This is a genomic window from Haemophilus sp. SZY H8 (assembly GCF_018829755.1).
GTDB lineage: Bacteria > Pseudomonadota > Gammaproteobacteria > Enterobacterales > Pasteurellaceae > Haemophilus > Haemophilus haemolyticus_K.
Genome location: NZ_JAHKJY010000002.1, coordinates 185392 through 206799 on the forward strand (window position 1 = coordinate 185392; position 21408 = coordinate 206799).

The following is a 21408-nucleotide window of genomic DNA, read 5'->3' on the forward strand; positions in this document are numbered from 1 at the left end:
GAAAATGCAAGGCTTTTTAGGCAATAAAAAATCCTTGATTTTACACAAGGATTTTCTTGATTAATTCACCTCATAAAGAACGCATTTTTGAAGTTCTTTTATCTGTAAACTTTCACCACTCCACTCATAAAAGTGCGGTAATTTTTCTTGATGATTGACAAAAGCGGCTAAATAAACAGGGAGTTCATCAGTAAACGACAACTGGCCTTGCGGACAATAATCTGAAAAAATTTTTTGTTGTTCAGGAAAATGACGAACATTGGATAATTTTACGATCCCAAATCCTTGAGATTTCAATACAGCTTCGCGCAAACACCAACAACGATAAAAAGCCTTCAAAGAATCCTGCTGATGATGAAACCAATCAATTTCTTCTTTTGGTGCAATATGTTCCATCAACGCCGTAAAATTTCTTATTTTAGGAAATTCAATATCAATTCCCACCGCACTTTTTTCTTCATTTCTAATATCTAATATTACTGCAACCCAATCACCAGAATGGCTAATATTAAAATCTATTCGCTCATCAATAAAATAAGGTCTGCCACTTTCGGTACGTTGAATTTGAGATAAAAGTGAGGTAGATTTTCCTGCTATTTTTAGAAGTTGGAAAAGTAATAAGTGAGCAAGCTGACGACACTGATGACGCTGAAAAACACGCGAGCTATCCGTTTCAGTTTGATATAGATTTTCTGGAATCAGTGCATAGGGTAAGGATTCCAAAGAAAAAGGTTGATTTATATTGCCGTAGGCGATGTAGGTTGTCATAAAAATAAAAGCACCATTCAAAGGTGCTTTTATATTAAAAGGATTTAGTTTATGTGTAAATTAGCGAATCACTAATTCCGCCACAGAAACACCGACTAAGCAAGCAACAACAACCCCAATTAAACCTGGCACCATGAAACTGTGGTTAAAATAATATTTACCAATTTTTGTTGTACCCGTTACGTCAAAGTTTACTGTTGCAATGTCTGATGGATAATTTGGGATGAAGAAATAGGCATAAGTTGCTGGCATCAAACCAACCAAGATTGGTGCTGGAATACCTAAACCAATACCAACTGGTAATAACATTACAGCTGTTGCTGCTTGGCTGTTAATTACGACAGAAACTGCAAATAATGCCAATGCAAATGTCCAAGGATAAGCTTGAACCATATCAGTAATCGCGGCTTTAAACTCTGGCATTGCATATTGGAAGTAAGTATCGCTCATCCAAGCAATACCATAAATCGCAATAGCAGCCACCATACCAGACTTAAATACCACGCCATTTGGCACGATTTGAGGATTTGTTTTCGTTGCAAGTAAAATCACACCACCAAAGCAAAGCATCATCATTTGGATGATTAGCGACATGGAAATTGCTTTTCCGCTACCGATAGTACGAATTTCAGGAATCATCGCAATCGCAACAATCACAACTAATGCTAATAAGAACAAATAAACTGATTTTTTAGCACCTTGTGGAAGGGCTTCATTCAATGTTGTGCTTGTGGTATTTAAAATACGTTCGCTCCATACGGGATCTTGTAAACGACGTTGATATTCAGGATCTTGTTCTAACTCTTTACCACGACGCATACTATATAAAGAAAGCGCTATCGTACCCGCTAAAGTCGCAGGAACAGTCACACAAATAATATCTAACAAACTAATATGCTCAAAACCAGGCATTGCAGTAATTTTACCTAAATAGAAGACAACAGCTGCAGAGAGTGGGCTAGATGTGATTGCTAATTGAGATGCCACCGAAGACGCTGCCATTGGGCGCTCTGGACGGATTTTATTTTTCAATGCAACATCGCCGATGATTGGCATGATTGTGTAAACTGAGTGACCAGTACCAAGCATAAATGTTAATAAATACACGACCAATGGGCCTAGTAACGTTACACGTTTTGGATTTTTACGGAGAATGCGTTCAGCAATTTGTAACATAAATTTCAAACCGCCTGCAGCTTCAAGTACGGATGCACAAGTCACTACTGCAAGAATGATGAGCATTACATCAATCGGTGCTTTCCCTACTGGCATACGGAATACGAAAACTTCGATAGCAAGACCGATACCAGACACAACACCTAATCCGATACCACCGTAACGGCTTCCCATATAAAGCATTAATAATAGGAATAAAAATTCTAAATAAAGCATAAGTACCTCAAAAATAAAAAAACTGTAAAAATAATACCCTTTTTGAGGCATAAAACTAAATCTTTTTTAAATTTTAGAGCAAGAATTTTATTAAAAGGTAATTCAGATCAATTTTACAATGCAGGAATAAGAGAAAAGTGCGGTGATTTGAGAAAGAAATTTTTGAAAAAAATTAGGCGACTTAAAAAGTCGCCCAACTTGAAATTATTGATTGTTTTGCACGTAGTCAATCGCAGATTGAACAGTTGTGATTTTTTCAGCTTCTTCATCTGGAATTTCGATATCGAATTCTTCTTCTAAAGCCATTACTAATTCAACTGTGTCTAAAGAGTCCGCACCTAAATCTTCAACGAAAGAAGCTTCAGATTTAACATCTTCTTCTTTAACACCTAATTGTTCAACGATGATTTTTTTCACGCGTTCTTCAATACTCATTTGTTTTTCCTATTTTGTTGGTTTTAACTCATAAAAGAGCGGTTAGTGTATGTATTTTTTATCAACTTGCAACTATTTTATAGGCTGGTCGCACCACGAAATAGACAATAAAAAAACATACACCGAGAAAAAAGCTGCATAGCACGTCTGATTCTATCACTATCTATCACACTTTACCACATTCTATAGTCTGAATTTTACTGGCTGTTCTAGATAACGACTAAAAACAGGAAAGGTGATTATCAATGAATATTTTCTGCTCAATACCTAATAATATTTTGTGACTCACTTCAAACTTTCAGTAAAAAGTAAGCCCGTTCTATTTTTTTTATCATCTTTTAAGCGTATTATCTCCAGAGAAGTATTGGAGAAAAAGATGTCTGACATTCAACAATTTAGTCAAGAAGATATGGAAATTGTGGCGGAAAAAACGCTATATAAAGGCTTTTTCACGCTAAAACAAATTCAATTTAAACATAAGCTATTTGCTGGTGGTGAAAGCGAGATTGTCACGCGAGAGTTACTCATTAAAGGTGCTGCTTCTGCAGTTATTGCCTATGATCCTAAAGCTGATTCTGTCGTTTTAGTTGAACAAGTACGTATTGGTGCAGCTTATCACCCTGAACGCATGCGTTCACCTTGGTTGCTCGAATTAATTGCGGGCATGGTGGAGAAAGATGAAAAACCAGAGGAAGTCGCTTTACGTGAAAGCAAAGAAGAAGCAGGAATAACCGTAAAAAATTTGACTCATTGCTTAAGTGTTTGGGATAGCCCAGGTGGCACGGTAGAAAGGCTTCATTTATTTGTTGGAAAGGTAGATAGCTCACAAGCAAAAGGCATTCACGGCTTGGCTGATGAGAATGAAGACATTCGCGTACATGTTGTAAAGCGCGAGCAAGCGTATCAATGGATGTGCGAGGGGAAAATTGATAACGGCATTGCGGTCATTGGATTGCAGTGGCTTCAATTAAATTATGCTCAATTACAAAAACGTTGGTTACGTAATTAGGTGGCATCGATGAAAAATACCTTTGTCTATCAAACAGAGAAATCTATCATAAAATTATTACAAATTACTGATCCGCATTTATTCAAAGAAAAAGAAACTGCCCTTTTGGGTGTAAATACACAAGCAAGCTTTACTCAAGTATTAAAAGAAATCCAACAAGAAAATAATACTTTTGATATTATCCTTGCTACTGGTGATCTGGTTCAAGATGGGAGTGATGAGGGATACCGCCGTTTTGTAGAAATGGTGACGCCTCTAAATAAACCTATTTTTTGGATACCAGGTAACCATGATTTTCAACCTAAAATGGTAGAACACCTAAACAAAACACCAATAGAAAGTGCAAAGCATCTTTTATTGGGTAAATATTGGCAAGCATTATTATTGGATAGTCAAGTTTATGGTGTTCCTCATGGTCAGCTCAGCCAACACCAATTAAATTTATTAGAAGAAAAACTTGCACAACATCCTAATCGCTATACGTTGGTAGTTCTACATCACCACTTATTACCAACAAATTCTGCTTGGCTTGATCAACATAACTTGCGCAATTCACATGAACTGGCAGAAGTACTTGGGAAATTTAGCAATGTAAAAGGTATTTTGTATGGGCATATTCATCAAGAAGTTAATGCTCTTTGGAATGGCTACCAAGTAATGGCAACACCTGCCACAAGTATCCAGTTTAAACCGGATAGCCATCATTTTACACTGGATAATCTACAACCTGGTTGGCGTGAAATTGAGCTACATGAAAATGGTTCAATTTACACTCAAGTAAAGCGGATCCAAGAAGCTCAATTTTTACCTAATATGCAAGAAGAAGGCTACTAATACATAAAACGACAGAATAAACTCTGTCGTTTTTAATTATTTGCATAGCCTTGCTCTGGTAAAGGAATATCATCCAAATAAGCCACGCCATTTTGAAGCTTTAAACGATTTTCCATAAACCATTTCACCACGATCGGATAAATACGATATTCCTGTTCACGAGTACGAGCTTCAATAACTTCCACCGTATCATTATCAAAAATAGGCACCTTGGCTTGTAATATAATTGCACCATTATCAACTTCCTCATTGACAAAATGTACTGTCGTACCGTGCTCTCTATCGCCTGCGTCTAAAGCTTTTTGATAAGTATTCAAGCCCGGATATTTAGGTAAAAGTGAAGGATGAATATTAATAATCTTTCCCTCAAAACGTTGTATAAACTCAGGTGTCAGGATTTTCATATAACCAGCCAGCACAATTAAATCAACATCAAATTTATCCAACTCATCAGCAATAGATTGATCCATTGCCAAATTGCTCTCAAAATTATTGCGTAAAAAAACACGTGAAAAAATACCCGCACTTTTAGCCCGAATTAAACCAAAAATATTTGCTTTATTGCTTATAACACAAACAATTTCCGCGGGTATTTGCTGTGTTTGGCAAGCATCAATTATCGCTTGTAAATTATTACCTTGACCAGAAATTAGAACAGCGATTTTTTTCATAATATTATCGATAAAATAGTATAAAGTTTCAGTTTTAATATCTAAAACATAAGGGCAGATATAAAATCTGCCCCTAAACCCGAATAATAATATGCTATAAGATCACAACCTTTTCATCATTTTCTTTAGCATCTTCTATGTGTCCAATTAACCACGCATCCTCACCAGCTTGTTTTAATATCGCCAATGCTGTATCAATTTGATCTTGAGGTAAAGCTATTACCATTCCAACACCACAATTAAAAGTGCGGTACATTTCATAGGTATCAATATTGCCATTTTCTTGTAACCATTTAAAGATTGCAGGCCATTGCCAACTTTTTTCGCTGATGACCGCTTTAGCATTTTTGGGCAAAACACGAGGAATATTTTCCCAAAAGCCTCCACCAGTTAAATGCGCAATAGCATGAACATTGACTTGTTTAACTAAAGCTAATACTGATTTCACATAGATTTTGGTTGGAGCAAGTAAATGTTCAATCAATGGCTTTCCTTCAAGCAGCGCTGTCGCTGGATTAACATCTGCAACCTCAATAACTTTACGTACCAAAGAATACCCATTGGAATGTGGTCCACTAGAGCCTAATGCAATTAAAGCATCTCCATGACGTACTTGACTACCATCAATTATTTCAGATCTTTCCACTACACCTACGCAGAAGCCAGCCAAATCATAATCACCTTCGTGATACATACCAGGCATTTCAGCTGTTTCACCACCCACTAAAGCACAACCAGCCTCTACACAACCATCTGCAATACCTTTCACTACATCTGTAGCTATATTTACTTCAAGTTTACCCGTGGCATAATAATCTAAGAAAAACAGCGGTTCGGCACCTTGCACAACTAAATCATTCACACACATAGCAACTAAATCTACACCAATCGTATCGTGTTTTTTTAAATCAATTGCTAAACGCAACTTCGTACCAACTCCATCTGTGCCAGAAACTAAAATAGGTTCTTTATATTTACTTGGAATTGAACATAGGGCACCGAACCCACCTAATCCACCAATAACTTCTGGCCGCGTTGTGCGTTTTACTTCCGGTTTAATTCGGTCAACCAAGGTATTGCCAGCATTAATATCTACACCGGCATCTTTATAGCTTAATGATGGTTTACTCACTATTTTTTCCTATTGAAATATTGGAGAAATAAAATCTAAACTGATTTTAACAGGTTAAGCAAACGTTTGCGATAAAATTTTTATGCTTCAATAATAAAAAATCTGCACCTCAAAAGTTTCCTAAGTTAAGGCTCTTGAGGTGCAGATAGCTATGAGTATTGAATAATGAAAAATTAATCTAGAATGTATAATTTACATTAAAGCGAATATCACGACCAGGTTCAGGCAATGTTGACACACCAGCACGTTGGCTGTGGCTTCGATAATATTTGTTATTTATTTTGCGTATTAAATCAAAATCTCTTTGCGTTTTTGTGATCTAAGTTGGCTACACATAAAAAAGCCCTGCATAAACAGGGCTTGAATCATTTTTTCTTACTTAGAAAGTATATTTTACTGTTGCATAATAAGCGCGACCTTGCTCATTGTAAGTGCTTGCTCCATTATTTTTACGATAAATACGTTTATCAAATAAGTTGCTCACACCAATACGCACACTAATCGTATCTTTCCAGTTATAGCCTGCACTTACCCCCCAAACGGCATAACTACCGATTTCAGTTGAGTTAGCTAATGCTGCCGCATTTTCCATTCTAATCTCTTTTACTTTACGACCAGTTTGTTTGCCATATTGTGTATAAGTCAGCATTGCGTCAAAACCGGCTGTAATCTGATAGCTCAAGCTAGAATTTAACGTATATTTCGGCACAATAGAAAGCGGATTGCCCGTATCTTTATTTTTGGTTTTGTGCATATAAGTGAAGTTATTAACCCAAGATAATTTATTCTCGATTAATGGTAAGGTTAAATTTCCCTCTAGACCTTCAACAAGTGCTCGATTCGCATTACTCCATTGGTATACTTCATTTTTATTGGATGTCACACCAATAAGCTTATCTGATGGCACAATTTTGTTACGGTAATCGTTACGGAAATATGTAATAGATGCAAGATAACCGTCTTTATTGTATTCCACTCCAATCTCTTTATTCCAGCTAGTTTCTGGTTTCAAATCTTCATTACCTTGGAAATAACATGCATAATCACCTGCGGTTGGGCAACCTTGACCACGTGTATAAAGTAAGTAGTTTGGATTAGTTTGATAAAGATTTGGTGCTTTATAAGCTCTAGCAATTCCACCTTTTACATTCACATTATCTGTGACAGCATACAGGAAATTAAGCCCACCACTCACATTCGATCCCGAATAACTATTATGATCATAACGAGCTGAAGGTGTTAAAATAAGCTTATCAGTCACCGAAACATTATCTTCTAGGAAAATAGCCCATTCGGTCTGGCTAGAATAACCACCGCGATTTTTTGTAATACCTGGGAATGATTCTGTTGGGTCTTTTTTTACTATTCTGTTTCTTTTCCCATTAGCATCCGTCACAAAAATCACTTGTTCTCCAAGATTTTGTGTCATTGACTGCTTATCATCTAAGGTGCTATGTGTACCTTCAAATCCCAAGGTAACCATGTGTTCTACACCAAGTGTAAGTGGAATATAGAATTCTGAACTAAAACGCGTATTTTTTAAAATTGAGTCAGTAAAACCTGTAGTGCTGGTATAACTTCCTTCTGGACCACCGGCTAATCCTTCAGGTAATCGGCTATTTTTAGTCTTATCAAATGCAATGTAAGTTTTGTTATCAAAATGATCAAACTTACCTTCATAAGTTAACGCATAATTTTGTCGGTATAAACGAGCAGTTTCCGCCTTTGAGCTAGCAAGTTGTCTGGTATAAGGTGCTTTAATACTATTGTAAAGATCAGTCGCACTATTTTGTGTATCACCGTTATAAATATTACCTTGGCGACTAAAGCCAGAATCCAAGGTTAATTTATTTTTCTCATTGATATTCCACACTAAACGGCCATTAATGTCTTTATTACGTACACCTTCACGACCAGCAATCGCAGGATTGCCATTAATACCGACTTCATCCGCTTGAGTTTTATTCCAGTTACCATATAAACGGAATTGCAATACGTCTTTAATTAACGCTCCGCTTAGATTAAAACCGACACGGTTCGTTGCGCCTTCATCGCTGTCTTCTGGTTGGTTGGTGTAATAACTTAAGCTACCGTGTAAATCATTGGTAACAGGTTTAGTGATGATATTAACTACCCCACCCATTGCACCTGAGCCATAGCGTGCTGCTGAAGGACCACGTAATACTTCAATTTTTTCAATCGCTTCAACCGGCACCCAGTTGCTGTCGCCACGAGAATTACGTTCACCACGTACACCATAACGCTCTGCATTACGAGAGGTAACAGGTTTCCCGTCCACTAAAATCAATGTATTTTCAGGTCCCATACCACGAATATCAATTTGACGTTTATTACCACGTTGTCCGGTGGAAGAATTACCCGTTAAATTCACACCAGGCATGGTACGTAATACTTCAGAAACATCATTTGTCGCAGGGCGTTTCTCTAAATCTTTTGCAGTAACAAGAGAAGAACCAAGTGATTGTTTTACCTGATTCTCAGCAGTAATTTTAATTTCATCTAAAGATTCGGTCTGATTTGCATAGCTAACAGTTGCAATAAAAACAGATAAAGGCAGTAATGCAAATTTAGTTTTTTTCATATTATTTCCTTAAGCAGATAATTGATAAAAATTATCGTTTTTTTTTGTATTTTCTGTCAAGTAATAAATTTCATAGAAAAAATGAAAATTTTTGTCATGCTATTTCGCTGATACTATCTTGCAATCCCAATAAATCTGCGTATTATCTACCGCCTCATTTGAACATCTCGGGTTCCCTCACCCCGATTCTTAGGTTAAAAAGGTATAAAATGAAATTAAATACACCAATCTTTAATGCACAACAAAAATATCGAGCCGTTATTTGGCTGAGTTTTTTTCATATTCTGATCATTGCAGCTAGCAATTATTTTGTGCAGGTTCCTTTCGAAATAACGTTAAAATTAACCGCACTTGGTGCAGCCAATGATTTTTCTTTTCATAGCACCTGGGGAACCCTCACTTTTCCTTTTATATTTTTAGCAACAGATCTCACAGTGCGCGTATTTGGTGCAAAAGATGCGCGGAAAATTATTTTCGTTGTTATGTTTCCGGCATTAATTGTCAGTTATGTTGTCTCTGTTTTATTTTCCGAAAGCCAATTCCAAGGCTTTAACGCATTAGCCCAATTTAATATATTTGTATTTCGCATCGCAATTGCCAGCTTTGCCGCTTATGTCGTTGGACAATTATTAGATGTCATCGTATTCAACCGTTTACGCCAATTAAAAACATGGTGGATAGCACCAACTAGCTCAATGACATTTGGCTCCATGGCTGATACGTTCGTCTTCTTCAGCGTTGCATTCTATGAAAGTGCCGATCCATTTATGGCTGAACACTGGGCTCAACTTGGTTTTGTCGATTATTTATTTAAGCTATTTGTCGGTATTATGCTATTTGTGCCAGCTTATGGCATTGTGCTAAATATGATCTTGCGAAAACTGCAAAAACTTACCGCTGCGCACCTTTAATGTAGCAATATGCACATGATCTTTTATAACAACAAAAAGGAACAATAATGACACAACATTCTCTTTCTCTTCGAGAAAAAATTGAACAAAGCCCGATGAGCGGTTATCAATGGTTAATTGTCGTGATGGCTGCCATTATGAACTTATTAGATGGCTTTGATGTCCTCGCACTTGCCTTTACTGCAACGGCCATTCGTGGCGAATTTAGTCTATCTGGCATAGAGTTAGGTTATTTATTAAGTGCGGGTTTATTTGGCATGACGGCGGGATCACTTTTCCTTGCTCCACTAGCAGATAAAATCGGTCGCCGCCCATTACTTTTAATTGCGGTATTTTTATCAGCTGTTGGTATGTTAGGTTCAGCATTTATTGCCCAATATGAAATGCTCGGTTTCTGGCGAGTCATTACAGGCCTTGGTGTAGGTGGAATTTTAGTTGGAACCAATGTGATTACCAGTGAATATTCATCAAAAAAATGGCGTAGTTTTGCCATTAGTGTATACGCTGCTGGTTTTGGTATTGGTGCCGTATTGGGTGGAATGTTTTCCGTTATGCTACAAAGTGAGTATGGCTGGCGCTCCGTCTTTTTAGCAGGAGCGATTTTAACCGCCTTATGCTTTCTTATTTTGCTTATTTGGTTACCTGAATCAATTGATTTCTTAACGAACAAGCAGCCTAGAAATGCAGAAATACGCTTAAATATGATAGCCCAAAAAATTGGTTTAGGTGAAGGATGGGTATTACCATCTAAAATAGAAAAAACAAAAACTAAATTACCTATTACTCAGTTATTCAGTGAAAAATACTTGCGTTCAACCTTATTAATTTGGACTTCGTTTTTTGCCATTATGTTCAGCTTCTATTTTGTCAGCTCATGGACACCTGCCCTACTAAAAGAGGCTGGAATGACCACCGAACAAAGTGTTAGTGTAGGCATGATGATCTCACTAGGCGGAACCTGTGGCGCATTAATTTATGGCTTACTTGCAAGTCGTTGGACGGCCCGTTCTGTATTAATTTTATTTACCCTATTATCTTCTGCATCGGTGATGTTATTTATTGGTTCAGCCTCTATTTTATGGTTAGCAATGGTATTCGGCATTCTTGTTGGCGCATTAATGAATGGATGTATTAGCGGATTATATACATTAAATCCACTCACCTATGATGCTGATATTCGTGGTACTGGTGTAGGTTGGTCGATCGGTGTTGGGCGTATTGGCGCAATTTTAGCCCCTACTGTTGCAGGTAAACTTTTAGATAGTGGTTGGGAAAAACAAAATTTATATATTGGTGTTGGATTTGTCCTCTTAATTTCCACTATTGCCCTCTTCTCTTTAAAACGTCGCCATTAATCAAATCTCCCGCTCACTTGAGCGGGTTTTCTTTGATATAACAGTCTTTACCAATACAGACTATCCTTTCAAAACATTCTCTTTTTCGCTACAATACGCCACTATTTTTTACATCATCAAATAAAAATGTCAGAAATAAAACTTATTGTTGGTTTAGGAAATCCTGGCGATAAATATACCGATACACGCCACAATGCGGGCGAATGGCTTATTGAACGCTTGGCACGTCGTTTTAACGTTTCGCTAAATCCAGAAAGTAAATTCTTCGGAAAAACTGCCCGCACTTTAGTGAATGGAAAAGAAGTGCGCCTTTTAGTACCGACAACTTTTATGAATTTAAGCGGTAAAGCGGTTGGGGCATTGGCAAGTTTTTACCGTATTAAACCTGAAGAAATTTTAGTGATTCATGATGAATTAGATTTACCGCCAGGCACAGCAAAACTCAAACAAGGTGGCGGGCACGGTGGACACAACGGCTTAAAAGATATTGTGGCTCAACTAGGCAATAACAATGATTTCTACCGTTTACGTATTGGCATTGGGCATCCTGGCCATCGTGATTTAGTGGCAGGTTACGTCTTAAATAAACCCTCACCAGCAGATCGCGATGCACTTGAAAAAGTGCTAGATGAAGCGACTGATTGTATAGAAATGATTTTCAAAGATGGAATGGTCAAAGCGACCAACCGTTTAAACAGTTTTAAAATTTAAAAGTGCGGTTACTTTTACAACCGTTTTACTCAAAATAAGGAAAAATTATGGGATTCAAATGTGGTATTGTGGGATTGCCAAATGTCGGCAAATCTACTCTTTTTAACGCGCTCACTAAAGCTGGTATTGAAGCCGCAAACTATCCATTCTGTACTATCGAACCAAATACTGGTGTCGTGCCAATGCCAGATCCGCGTTTAGATGCATTGGCAGAAATCGTTAAGCCTGAACGCGTATTGCCTACCACGATGGAATTTGTGGACATCGCAGGCTTAGTTGCGGGAGCAAGTAAAGGTGAAGGCTTAGGTAACAAATTCCTCGCTAATATTCGTGAAACCGATGCGATCGGTCACGTCGTTCGTTGCTTTGAAAATGACGATATTGTGCACGTTGCGGGGAAAATTGACCCACAAGATGACATTGATACCATCAATACCGAATTAGCCTTAGCAGACTTAGACAGCTGTGAACGTGCGATCCAACGTTTACAAAAACGTGCAAAAGGTGGCGATAAAGAGGCTAAATTTGAACTTTCTGTTATGGAAAAAATCCTCCCTGTACTTGAAAATGCGGGAATGATTCGCTCTGTTGGATTAGACAAAGAAGAATTGCAAGCAATTAAGAGTTACAACTTCTTAACTTTAAAACCAACAATGTATATCGCAAACGTAAATGAAGATGGTTTTGAAAATAACCCATATTTAGATCGCGTTCGTGAAATTGCTGCAAAAGAAGGTGCAGTTGTTGTTCCTGTATGTGCGGCAATTGAATCTGAAATTGCGGAACTTGATGATGAAGAAAAAGTCGAATTTTTACAAGATTTAGGCATTGAAGAACCAGGATTGAACCGCGTAATTCGTGCGGGTTACGCACTTTTAAATCTTCAAACTTATTTCACTGCTGGCGTAAAAGAAGTACGAGCTTGGACTGTTTCAGTTGGTGCAACCGCACCAAAAGCAGCAGCAGTAATCCACACCGACTTTGAAAAAGGCTTTATCCGAGCAGAAGTTATCGCTTACGAAGACTTTATCCAATTCAACGGCGAAAACGGTGCAAAAGAAGCAGGTAAATGGCGCTTAGAAGGTAAAGAGTACGTCGTACAAGATGGCGATGTGATGCATTTCCGTTTTAACGTGTAAGCCGTCAATATCACTCTATTAAAAATTTATATGGTCGATAAACAAAATTATCGACCATTTTATTTAATTCTAATATCTTTTAATACTAGCCTGTAAAGCTAGATAACCATCCCAAATTTATACCCACTTGAGCAATTATATTTAATAATCCAAACAAAATAATAAAGCCAATCATCATACTTCCCCCATAGACTTTATAATCTGCCATTGGAAATTTTTTACGACTTGCACGAACCAATAAGGCAGGCACAATAGCGGCCCAAATCGTTGCAGCAAGCCCAGCATAACCAATCGCAATCACAAATCCATAGGGAAATTGGAGGCTTAACAACAAAGGCGGAATAAATGTCACTATCGTTGTTTTTGTTCGTCCGAGAAAGCTATCATCAAACTTTAATAAATCAGCAATATAATCAAATAACCCTAATGTTACCCCTAAAAATGAACTTGCAATCGCCATATAAGCAAAAAAATTCAGAATAATCGCGATATAATCAGTTTCAATATATTTATGTAACGCTTCCAGTAAAGCAGACACATCACCGCCTTTTTCTATTACTGGTGCAAATTCTGTACGCGGTAAATTACCTTGAATCGCTAATTGCCATAAAATATAAATAACGAGAGCTAAACTGGTTCCAATAAAAATTGCTCTCATTACTCGCTGAGCATCTCGATTATAATATTTCACTAAGCTTGGTACATTGCCATGAAATCCAAAAGAGACTAAACACACAGGAAGTGCGGTCAATATATAAGGTAAATATTGCTGTTCACCAGAGCTTACGGTATTCAATAACACCTCTGTTTTTACCGAACTAAGCAATCCCGTCGTTGAAAGAAAAAAAGCAACAACCATTCCCGCAATTAAAACCGTCGTAAATCGATCTACGGCTTTTGTAGAAAACCAAACGAATACAGCCAAAACAACACAAAAAATTAAGGAACCTGAAGTACGCCCAATTTCTACCGCACTTTCTGGTGATCTCAAAAATTGATTTAATAAACTTTGCGTAATACCACCACCAGAAGTTATATAGGCATAAGTTAAAATATAAAGAACAAAAGCAACCGATAAGCCATTTATAAGATTCCATCCCTTGCCTAGCAAATCTTTCACAATCGTATCAAAGCTTGCGCCCGTCGGATAATGCAAGTTAGCCTCTAGAATCATTAATCCTGACGTAGTCATACAAAACCAGGTATAAATCAAAGCTAAAATGGAACCAATAAACCATACACCAGCTGTTGAAGTTGGATTGGCTAACATACCTGCACCAATTGCTGTTCCGGCAATAATCATCGCTCCACCAAGCAAAGAAGGATGTTTTTTTTGTGTCATAATCTTTTCTCAAAATAAAAATTCGCACTATTATAGTAGTGCAATGATAAAACGCAATATTTTATCTCTCGTAAAATGGTTACAATATCCCTATAATCAATCTATATTGTTTACTAGATATTTTTATAAGATTATTCAATATGCTTAAAGACTATAAAAAGCCGTTTTTTATCCTTCTCAACTCTTTTGTTCTTGCTGCTTGCGTAAGTTCAGCTGAAGTTAACCAACAATCAGAACACAACTACACTCAAGAAATTAATAAAATGAAAGTAAGAGGTAAAATAGACTATAGCTCCACAACAGCAAAACGTATTCACTCAATCTTTGAAAAAATGGTGCCTTATGCGGATCGTGAAAATCACACTAATCTGCCTTTCAAATGGCAAATAAATGTTATTAAATCGGATCAACTCAATGCATGGGCAATGCCTGGTGGAAAAATGGCATTCTATACAGGATTAGTGGATCGTTTAAAACTTACTAATGATGAAATCGCGACTGTTATGGGACATGAAATGGCACATGCATTAAAAGAACATGGTAAATCTCAAACAAATTTTGGAATAGTCACCAATATTGCTGCACAGCTTACTCATGTAGCTCTTTCAACAACCATTGGAGAAGAGGCTAGCGGATTGGCTGTCGGATTAGTAAAAGATTACGCTTTAGATAAACCTTATTCACGTAGTGCAGAAACAGAAGCAGATGAAGTTGGATTAATGTTAATGGCTAAATCAGGTTTTAATCCTCAGGCTGCGCCAGGGCTATGGGATAAAATGAAAACGGCATCTGACCATACAGGTGGTGTATTGGCAGCACTGTCATCAACGCATCCTACTGATGAGTCTCGACAAGAAAATTTGAGACGTTTATTGCCGAAAGCGATTGAACTTTATAAAAGTTCTAAGTAGATAGAATAGACTAATCAAATTCTATTATTAACCCTGAAATATAAAAAAACAGGCACAATATGCGCCTGCTCAAGATAAAATAAAAGATTATTCTAAACGTTTTGCTACTTCTAACCAATCAGCTTTAAACTCACGTTGCATATTGTTAATAGCATCAATGATATCATGATGAACAAGTCGTTCATTTTGAATTCCCACGCAATAACCACCTTTGCCTTGAAGTAACAAATCAACGGCATATGCGCCCATACGAGATGCAAGTATTCTATCAAATGCACAAGGTGAACCACCACGCTGAATGTGACCTAATACGGTTGCACGAGTTTCATGCCCTACACGCGCTTCGATTTCTTTCGCAAGAGAATGCACATCAGTTAATAGTTCTGTAATCGCAATAATTGCGTGACGTTTACCACGGATAATACTACGTTCTATTTGTTGAATAAGTTCTTCTCGATTAAATTCAACTTCTGACGCCACAATATATTCACATCCGCCCGCAATCCCCGCAGAAATTGTTAAGTCACTACAATGGCGTCCCATAATCTCTACAATTGAAATACGTTGATGAGAACTTGATGTATCACGTAAGCGGTCGATAGCATCAACAGCTGTTTGCAAAGCAGTTTGATAACCAATTGTATAATCAGTACCCGCTACATCATTATCAATCGTACCAGGCAAACCAACACAAGGAAAACCATGCTCTTCTGTTAATAATTTTGCCCCCATATAAGATCCATCACCACCAATAACAACTAATGCATCAATATCATGAGAACGCAAAATTTCCGCACATTTTGCTCTTACAGTAGAATCTTTAAATTCAGGAAAACGGGCGGAACCTAAAAACGTACCGCCTCGATTAATAATATCAGAAACACTATAACGGTTTAGTTGTTTAATTTTATTATTAAATAAACCTTGATAACCATCATATATTCCAAACACTTCCAAGCCTTCGGCAAGTGCTGAACGAACAACCCCTCTGATTGCTGCATTCATACCTGGCGCATCGCCTCCACTTGTTAATACTGCAATTTTTTTAATCATAATTTTCTACTTCTAATCTCAATTGAAAATGCTGTTAAGATTACACCATTTGAGGTATCTACTCTAGTGAAATCTTACAAGATTTTGATTATGTGTAACACTTATATTAATGCTTACAATCCCATAACCATTCTAGATCTTGCAAATGCTTAATCTCTTTTTCGACAATATATTTTTGGATATATTTACGTACTTTTTCATCAGAAAAACGAGCTGAAAGATAAGGTTGTTGTACTTTTTGAGCATATTGAAACTGCACAAAACCACACTGAGGCAAATCACGGCCCCTCATCATATTTACCTGCCAAGAGGGATTTTCTTTTGTTGGTGAATACACAACATACCCCTCTAGTTCAGTCGCATTAGGAGATTTGTCAGGAACAATATCAAAATGAAAATGCTTTACCCCCGTATTGCGATAAATACGCTCACGTAACGCAATACGCGATGTTATTGAACGCGGAGGATGATTACGATCAAAAAGCACTTCTATTTGTGACTGCCAATTTTCTAAGGTATCTGGCTTCGCAACATAAACATATCGAGCTATCGTATCTAAATCTTGACTACCCGCAAGTACATAATTTTTTCCATTATGCTCAATTTGGGTAGGAATATTAAGTTGTGTTAATTTAGTTGCACAGCCTGAAAGTAAAAGTGCGGTCAATATGATAAAAATTTTATTCATTGATATCTCGCTTAAATACAAATTCGGTTTCAGTTGATGATGTTGAATCAAACCAATAACCACCTAAATCAAATTCTTTTAATTGTTCAATTTCGGTTAAACGATTTTGAATAAGATAACGGCACATTAAGCCTCGAGCTTTTTTAGCATAAAAGCTAATTACTTTGTATTTGCCATTTTTATTGTCTAAGAAAACAGGCTTAATAATTTGGGCATTAAGATGGTTTTCTTTAACCGATTTATAATATTCATCTGAGGCTAAATTTATCAGAATATTATCACCTTGTTCATCAATAGCTTGTTGAACCGCTTGGGTAATCACATTTCCCCAAAAGGCGTACAGATCTTTTCCTTTTGGATTGACTAATTTTGTGCCCATTTCTAATCGGTAAGGTTGCATTAAATCAAGCGGTTTTAAAAGTCCATAAAGGCCAGAAAGCATACGTAAATGGGATTGTGCAAAGGCAACATCATCCTCAGAAAGTGAATCAGCATCTAAACCAGTATAAACATCTCCTTTAAATGCAAATAATGCAGCACGGGAATTGTTTTCATTGTGAATTTTTGTCCATTCAGCAAAGCGTGCAACATTTAGACCGGCTAACTTATCGCTGATAGACATAAGTGATGAAAGATCTTGCGGAGAAAGTTTACGACAAACTTCAATAAGCTGTTCGCTGTAATCAGTAAAGTGCGGTTGAGAAACAGAAAAATTTTTTACCGCACTTTCAAAATCAAGAGTTTTAGCGGGAGAAATAATAGCTAACATAGTCATCCTTTTATCAGAGATAATCCTCGGTATTTTAGCATAAGTTAATAGTCTGAGGCAGACAATGATTTGGTCTTTTTTGAAACTATCACAAACACCAAGGTTCATTTTATAACCAACTCTACAACATAAAAAAATAAATGCTAGTCAAGCTAATAAAATTGGGCTAGTATAATCCCATAAGAATTACCTGGGGTGTTCGTCAGTGGGCTATGTCCCTGAGCCGATACTTTAAATCTTATAAATTGGTTTCCTATCGTTGGTGTGTAGGCTTAACCTTTGACTCGTTCATTGGGCTAAGAAACCTGAAAACGGTATCAACTGATTTCCTTGAACCGTCGGGTTCAAGGACTACTGCCCGCAGCGGCACTCTGGGTCCTATCTTCTCCTTTCATTTCTATGAATATTCAAAAACGCCAGCAAATCCGCTCTGAAATTCGAAAAATACGAGCAAATTTAACCGCACTTCAACAGCAACAAGCTGAACAATCAGTGACTCAACAGGCGTTAAATCTTATCGATCAACGACAAGCCAAAAATATTGCATTATATTTTTCTTTTGATGGTGAAATTTCGACAAAAACCTTAGTACAATCCCTTTGGATACAAAACAAAAATGTGTATTTGCCTGTTTTACATCCTTTTACTCAACATCATTTATTGTTTTTACACTATTTACCTAATACGCCAATGAAACAAAATCAGTTTGGTATTTGGGAGCCGAAGCTGAATGTTCAAAATGTTTTACCATTAAATGAACTGGATATTTTATTCACGCCATTAGTGGCTTTTGATAAACAGGGAAATCGCCTTGGCATGGGCGGTGGGTTTTATGATCGCACGTTACAGAATTGGCAAGATAAATCTTTTATTCCGGTAGGTTTAGCACATCAATGTCAGCAAGTAGAAAATCTTCCCACTGAGCATTGGGATGTCCCACTATTCGATATTTTGGTGGGTTGAAACCTATCATCAAATTTTTATTGATAGATAAAATCAAAAATATTTCAATTTTTCTCTTGAAATCCCTTTAAACGATCTTACTTAATTTAGGCAAACGGCGAAAGCCAAAACCAAATTGAGGAAAGTGTATGAACATTGAAAAATTTACAACAAAGTTCCAAGAAGCTTTAAGCGAAGCACAATCACTTGCTATCGGAAAAGATAATCAATTTATTGAACCCGTGCATTTATTGACCGCACTTTTAAATCAACAGGGCGGCTCAATTGCACCAATTTTAACTGCAAGTGGCGTAAATGTAACTTTATTGCGTAATGAGTTAAAGACTGAACTAAATAAATTGCCGCAAGTGATTGGCAATGGCGGTGATGTACAACTTTCACGCCAGCTCATTAATTTACTCAATCTATGCGATAAATTTGCACAACAAAACCAAGATAAATTTATTTCAAGCGAATTATTTTTGCTTGCAGCTTTAGAAGAACGAGGAGCGCTCAGCGATATTTTGAAAAAGTGCGGTGCGAAAAAAGAACAAATTTCGCAAGCCATCCAGCAAATTAGAGGGGGACAAAACGTGAATGATCAAAATGCAGAAGAAAGCAGACAAGCATTAGAAAAATATACGATTGATTTAACTGCTCGTGCAGAAAGTGGCAAGCTTGATCCTGTGATTGGGCGTGATGAAGAAATCCGTCGAGCGATTCAAGTATTACAACGTCGTACCAAAAACAACCCTGTGTTAATTGGTGAACCGGGTGTAGGTAAAACCGCTATCGTGGAAGGTTTGGCACAACGCATTGTAAATGGTGAAGTTCCAGAAGGTTTGAAAAATAAACGCGTACTTTCATTAGATATGGGGGCGTTGATTGCTGGTGCGAAATATCGTGGTGAATTTGAAGAGCGTTTAAAAGCGGTTCTCAATGAACTTTCGAAAGAAGAAGGTCGCGTTATCCTCTTTATTGATGAAATTCATACTATGGTCGGCGCGGGTAAAACCGATGGTGCGATGGATGCGGGTAACTTATTAAAACCAAGTTTAGCGCGTGGTGAATTACATTGTGTGGGTGCAACAACGTTAGACGAATATCGTCAATATATCGAAAAAGATGCCGCACTTGAGCGTCGTTTCCAAAAAGTCTTTGTGGACGAACCAAGTGTAGAAGATACTATTGCGATCTTACGTGGTTTGAAAGAACGTTATGAAATTCACCACCATGTAGATATTACTGACCCTGCGATTGTCGCTGCAGCAACGCTTTCACACCGTTATATTTCTGATCGTCAGTTACCTGATAAAGCCATTGATTTGATCGATGAAGCGGCGTCTAGCATTCGTATGGAAATAGATTCTAAACCTGAACCGCTTGATCGTCTTGAACGTCGTATTATCCAACTAAAATTGGAACAACAGGCGTTACAAAAAGAAGAAGACGAAGCAAGTCGCAAACGTTTAGAAATGTTAGAGAAAGAATTGACCGAAAAAGAACGTGAATATGCTGAACTTGAAGAAGTGTGGAAATCTGAAAAAGCAACGCTTTCTGGCTCTCAACATATTAAACAAGAATTAGATACTGCAAAAACCGAACTAGAACAAGCTCGTCGTGCGGGTGATTTAGCTAAAATGTCTGAGTTGCAATATGGCCGCATCCCTGCTCTTGAAAAGCAACTCGAGCAAGCTGAAACCAGTGAAGGAAAAGAAATGACGCTTTTACGCTATCGCGTCACGGATGAAGAAATCGCAGAAGTGCTTTCTAAAGCTACAGGCATTCCAGTATCAAAAATGATGGAAGGCGAGAAAGAAAAACTCTTGCGCATGGAAGATGAACTACATAAACGAGTGATTGGCCAAGAAGAAGCAGTTGATGCCGTCGCAAACGCGATTCGTCGTAGTCGTGCTGGTCTTTCCGATCCTAACCGCCCAATTGGTTCTTTCTTGTTCCTCGGTCCGACAGGTGTAGGTAAAACAGAGCTTTGCAAAACTTTGGCTAAATTCTTGTTTGATAGTGAAGATGCCATGGTGCGCATTGATATGTCTGAGTTTATGGAAAAACACAGTGTCTCTCGCTTAGTCGGGGCACCTCCAGGTTATGTTGGTTATGAAGAAGGTGGTTATTTAACTGAAGCTGTTCGCCGTCGTCCGTATTCAGTGATCTTGTTAGATGAAGTAGAAAAAGCCCATACGGATGTATTCAATATCTTGTTACAAGTATTGGATGATGGCCGTTTAACTGATGGGCAAGGTCGTACCGTGGACTTCCGTAATACCGTGGTGATCATGACCTCTAACTTAGGTTCTGATTTAATCCAAGGTAACAAAGAGGAAAGCTATAGCGAAATGAAGTCCTTAGTGATGTCGGTTGTTAGCCAACATTTCCGTCCGGAATTTATCAACCGTATTGATGAGACAGTGGTATTCCATCCGCTTGGTAAAGAGAATATTCGTGCGATTGCAAATATTCAATTAGAGCGCTTAGCAAAACGTATGGAAACTCGCGGCTATGAATTGGTGTTTACTGACGCTTTATTAGATTTCATTGGTGAAGTGGGTTACGACCCAATTTATGGTGCACGTCCATTGAAACGTGCAATTCAACAAGAAATTGAAAATGGTTTAGCTCAGGAAATATTATCAGGTCACTTATTGCCAGGACAAGTCATTGTTGATTATATAGATAACAAAGTCCAAACAAGACAATAACCAATTAAAAGAAGCCATTTAGTTAAT

19 protein-coding genes and 1 other RNA gene are annotated in these 21408 nt (G+C 37.5%); 10 read left to right on the forward strand and 10 right to left on the reverse strand.

The features are described from left to right. Positions 1-60 precede the first annotated feature (60 nt). The 3 genes from KKW16_RS03915 to acpP all read right to left on the reverse strand — a co-directional run bounded on the left by KKW16_RS03915 (position 61) and on the right by acpP (position 2595). Entirely contained in the window at positions 61-768 is a 708-nt protein-coding gene (locus KKW16_RS03915; protein ID WP_215767930.1) for a 4'-phosphopantetheinyl transferase family protein, read from the reverse strand. Between the two features lie 60 nt (positions 769-828). Next, positions 829-2160 (reverse strand): anaerobic C4-dicarboxylate transporter, encoded by a 1332-nt coding sequence (locus KKW16_RS03920; RefSeq protein WP_048953953.1) that lies wholly within the window; start codon positions 2158-2160, stop codon positions 829-831. A 204-nt stretch (positions 2161-2364) separates the two neighbouring features. Next, entirely contained in the window at positions 2365-2595 is a 231-nt protein-coding gene (acpP, locus tag KKW16_RS03925; protein ID WP_005627318.1) for an acyl carrier protein, read from the reverse strand. A gap of 376 nt (positions 2596-2971) precedes the next feature. On the opposite strand from acpP, the gene nudF reads away from it, so the two are divergent. Further along, a complete protein-coding gene (nudF, locus tag KKW16_RS03930) occupies positions 2972-3604 on the forward strand; it encodes an ADP-ribose diphosphatase (RefSeq protein ID WP_048953907.1) in 633 nt (210 codons plus the stop codon). Between the two features lie 9 nt (positions 3605-3613). Beyond that, positions 3614-4438, forward strand: coding sequence for a 3',5'-cyclic-AMP phosphodiesterase (gene cpdA, locus KKW16_RS03935; RefSeq protein WP_048953908.1), 825 nt, complete (start codon positions 3614-3616; stop codon positions 4436-4438). A gap of 32 nt (positions 4439-4470) precedes the next feature. Here cpdA and purN read toward each other — a convergent pair whose 3' ends face one another. The 3 genes from purN to KKW16_RS03950 all read right to left on the reverse strand — a co-directional run bounded on the left by purN (position 4471) and on the right by KKW16_RS03950 (position 8843). Further along, on the reverse strand, positions 4471-5109 hold the full coding sequence (purN, locus tag KKW16_RS03940) for a phosphoribosylglycinamide formyltransferase (RefSeq protein ID WP_065265324.1): 639 nt from the start codon (positions 5107-5109) through the stop codon (positions 4471-4473). Positions 5110-5203: 94 nt separating this feature from the next. After that, entirely contained in the window at positions 5204-6241 is a 1038-nt protein-coding gene (gene purM / locus KKW16_RS03945; RefSeq protein WP_048953910.1) for a phosphoribosylformylglycinamidine cyclo-ligase, read from the reverse strand. A gap of 379 nt (positions 6242-6620) precedes the next feature. Next, the gene (locus KKW16_RS03950; RefSeq protein ID WP_048953911.1) at positions 6621-8843 is read right to left on the reverse strand and encodes a FepA family TonB-dependent siderophore receptor; all 2223 of its coding nucleotides are present in this window, start codon (positions 8841-8843) and stop codon (positions 6621-6623) included. A 209-nt stretch (positions 8844-9052) separates the two neighbouring features. Here KKW16_RS03950 and KKW16_RS03955 point away from each other — a divergent pair, with 209 nt between their 5' ends. From KKW16_RS03955 to ychF, 4 genes are all read left to right on the forward strand, one after another. After that, positions 9053-9754: a 7-cyano-7-deazaguanine/7-aminomethyl-7-deazaguanine transporter gene (locus KKW16_RS03955; protein ID WP_065265325.1), complete on the forward strand. Its 702-nt coding sequence runs from the start codon at positions 9053-9055 to the stop codon at positions 9752-9754. 47 nt (positions 9755-9801) lie between these two features. Continuing rightward, the gene (locus tag KKW16_RS03960) at positions 9802-11109 is read left to right on the forward strand and encodes an MFS transporter (RefSeq protein WP_048953913.1); all 1308 of its coding nucleotides are present in this window, start codon (positions 9802-9804) and stop codon (positions 11107-11109) included. 126 nt (positions 11110-11235) lie between these two features. After that, positions 11236-11820: an aminoacyl-tRNA hydrolase gene (gene pth / locus KKW16_RS03965; protein WP_048953914.1), complete on the forward strand. Its 585-nt coding sequence runs from the start codon at positions 11236-11238 to the stop codon at positions 11818-11820. 47 nt (positions 11821-11867) lie between these two features. Further along, positions 11868-12959, forward strand: coding sequence for a redox-regulated ATPase YchF (gene ychF, locus KKW16_RS03970; RefSeq protein WP_048953915.1), 1092 nt, complete (start codon positions 11868-11870; stop codon positions 12957-12959). A gap of 85 nt (positions 12960-13044) precedes the next feature. Here the strand turns inward: ychF and mtr are convergent, their stop codons facing one another. Beyond that, positions 13045-14301, reverse strand: a complete 1257-nt coding sequence (gene mtr / locus KKW16_RS03975) for a tryptophan permease (protein WP_048953916.1) — start codon at positions 14299-14301, stop codon at positions 13045-13047. A 140-nt stretch (positions 14302-14441) separates the two neighbouring features. Between mtr and KKW16_RS03980 the strand changes: the two genes are divergently transcribed. Beyond that, positions 14442-15212, forward strand: a complete 771-nt coding sequence (locus tag KKW16_RS03980; RefSeq protein ID WP_048953917.1) for a M48 family metallopeptidase — start codon at positions 14442-14444, stop codon at positions 15210-15212. An 87-nt stretch (positions 15213-15299) separates the two neighbouring features. On the opposite strand, the gene pfkA is transcribed toward KKW16_RS03980, so the two are convergent. The 3 genes from pfkA to yaaA all read right to left on the reverse strand — a co-directional run bounded on the left by pfkA (position 15300) and on the right by yaaA (position 17722). Beyond that, the gene (pfkA, locus tag KKW16_RS03985) at positions 15300-16265 is read right to left on the reverse strand and encodes a 6-phosphofructokinase (protein ID WP_048953918.1); all 966 of its coding nucleotides are present in this window, start codon (positions 16263-16265) and stop codon (positions 15300-15302) included. Between the two features lie 106 nt (positions 16266-16371). After that, the gene (locus tag KKW16_RS03990; RefSeq protein ID WP_048953919.1) at positions 16372-16953 is read right to left on the reverse strand and encodes an HI_0983 family protein; all 582 of its coding nucleotides are present in this window, start codon (positions 16951-16953) and stop codon (positions 16372-16374) included. Continuing rightward, positions 16946-17722: a peroxide stress protein YaaA gene (gene yaaA, locus KKW16_RS03995; RefSeq protein WP_048953920.1), complete on the reverse strand. Its 777-nt coding sequence runs from the start codon at positions 17720-17722 to the stop codon at positions 16946-16948. Before yaaA ends, KKW16_RS03990 begins: the two co-directional genes overlap by 8 nt. A gap of 184 nt (positions 17723-17906) precedes the next feature. Between yaaA and ssrS the strand changes: the two genes are divergently transcribed. The 3 genes from ssrS to clpB all read left to right on the forward strand — a co-directional run bounded on the left by ssrS (position 17907) and on the right by clpB (position 21381). Continuing rightward, a non-coding RNA gene (gene ssrS, locus KKW16_RS04000) (6S RNA) lies at positions 17907-18104 on the forward strand. A 17-nt stretch (positions 18105-18121) separates the two neighbouring features. Beyond that, positions 18122-18685, forward strand: coding sequence for a 5-formyltetrahydrofolate cyclo-ligase (locus KKW16_RS04005; protein ID WP_048953921.1), 564 nt, complete (start codon positions 18122-18124; stop codon positions 18683-18685). Positions 18686-18813: 128 nt separating this feature from the next. Continuing rightward, positions 18814-21381 carry an ATP-dependent chaperone ClpB gene (gene clpB / locus KKW16_RS04010; RefSeq protein ID WP_048953922.1) on the forward strand — a complete coding sequence of 856 codons (2568 nt, stop codon included), beginning with the start codon at positions 18814-18816 and terminating at the stop codon, positions 21379-21381. Positions 21382-21408: the final 27 nt, after the last annotated feature.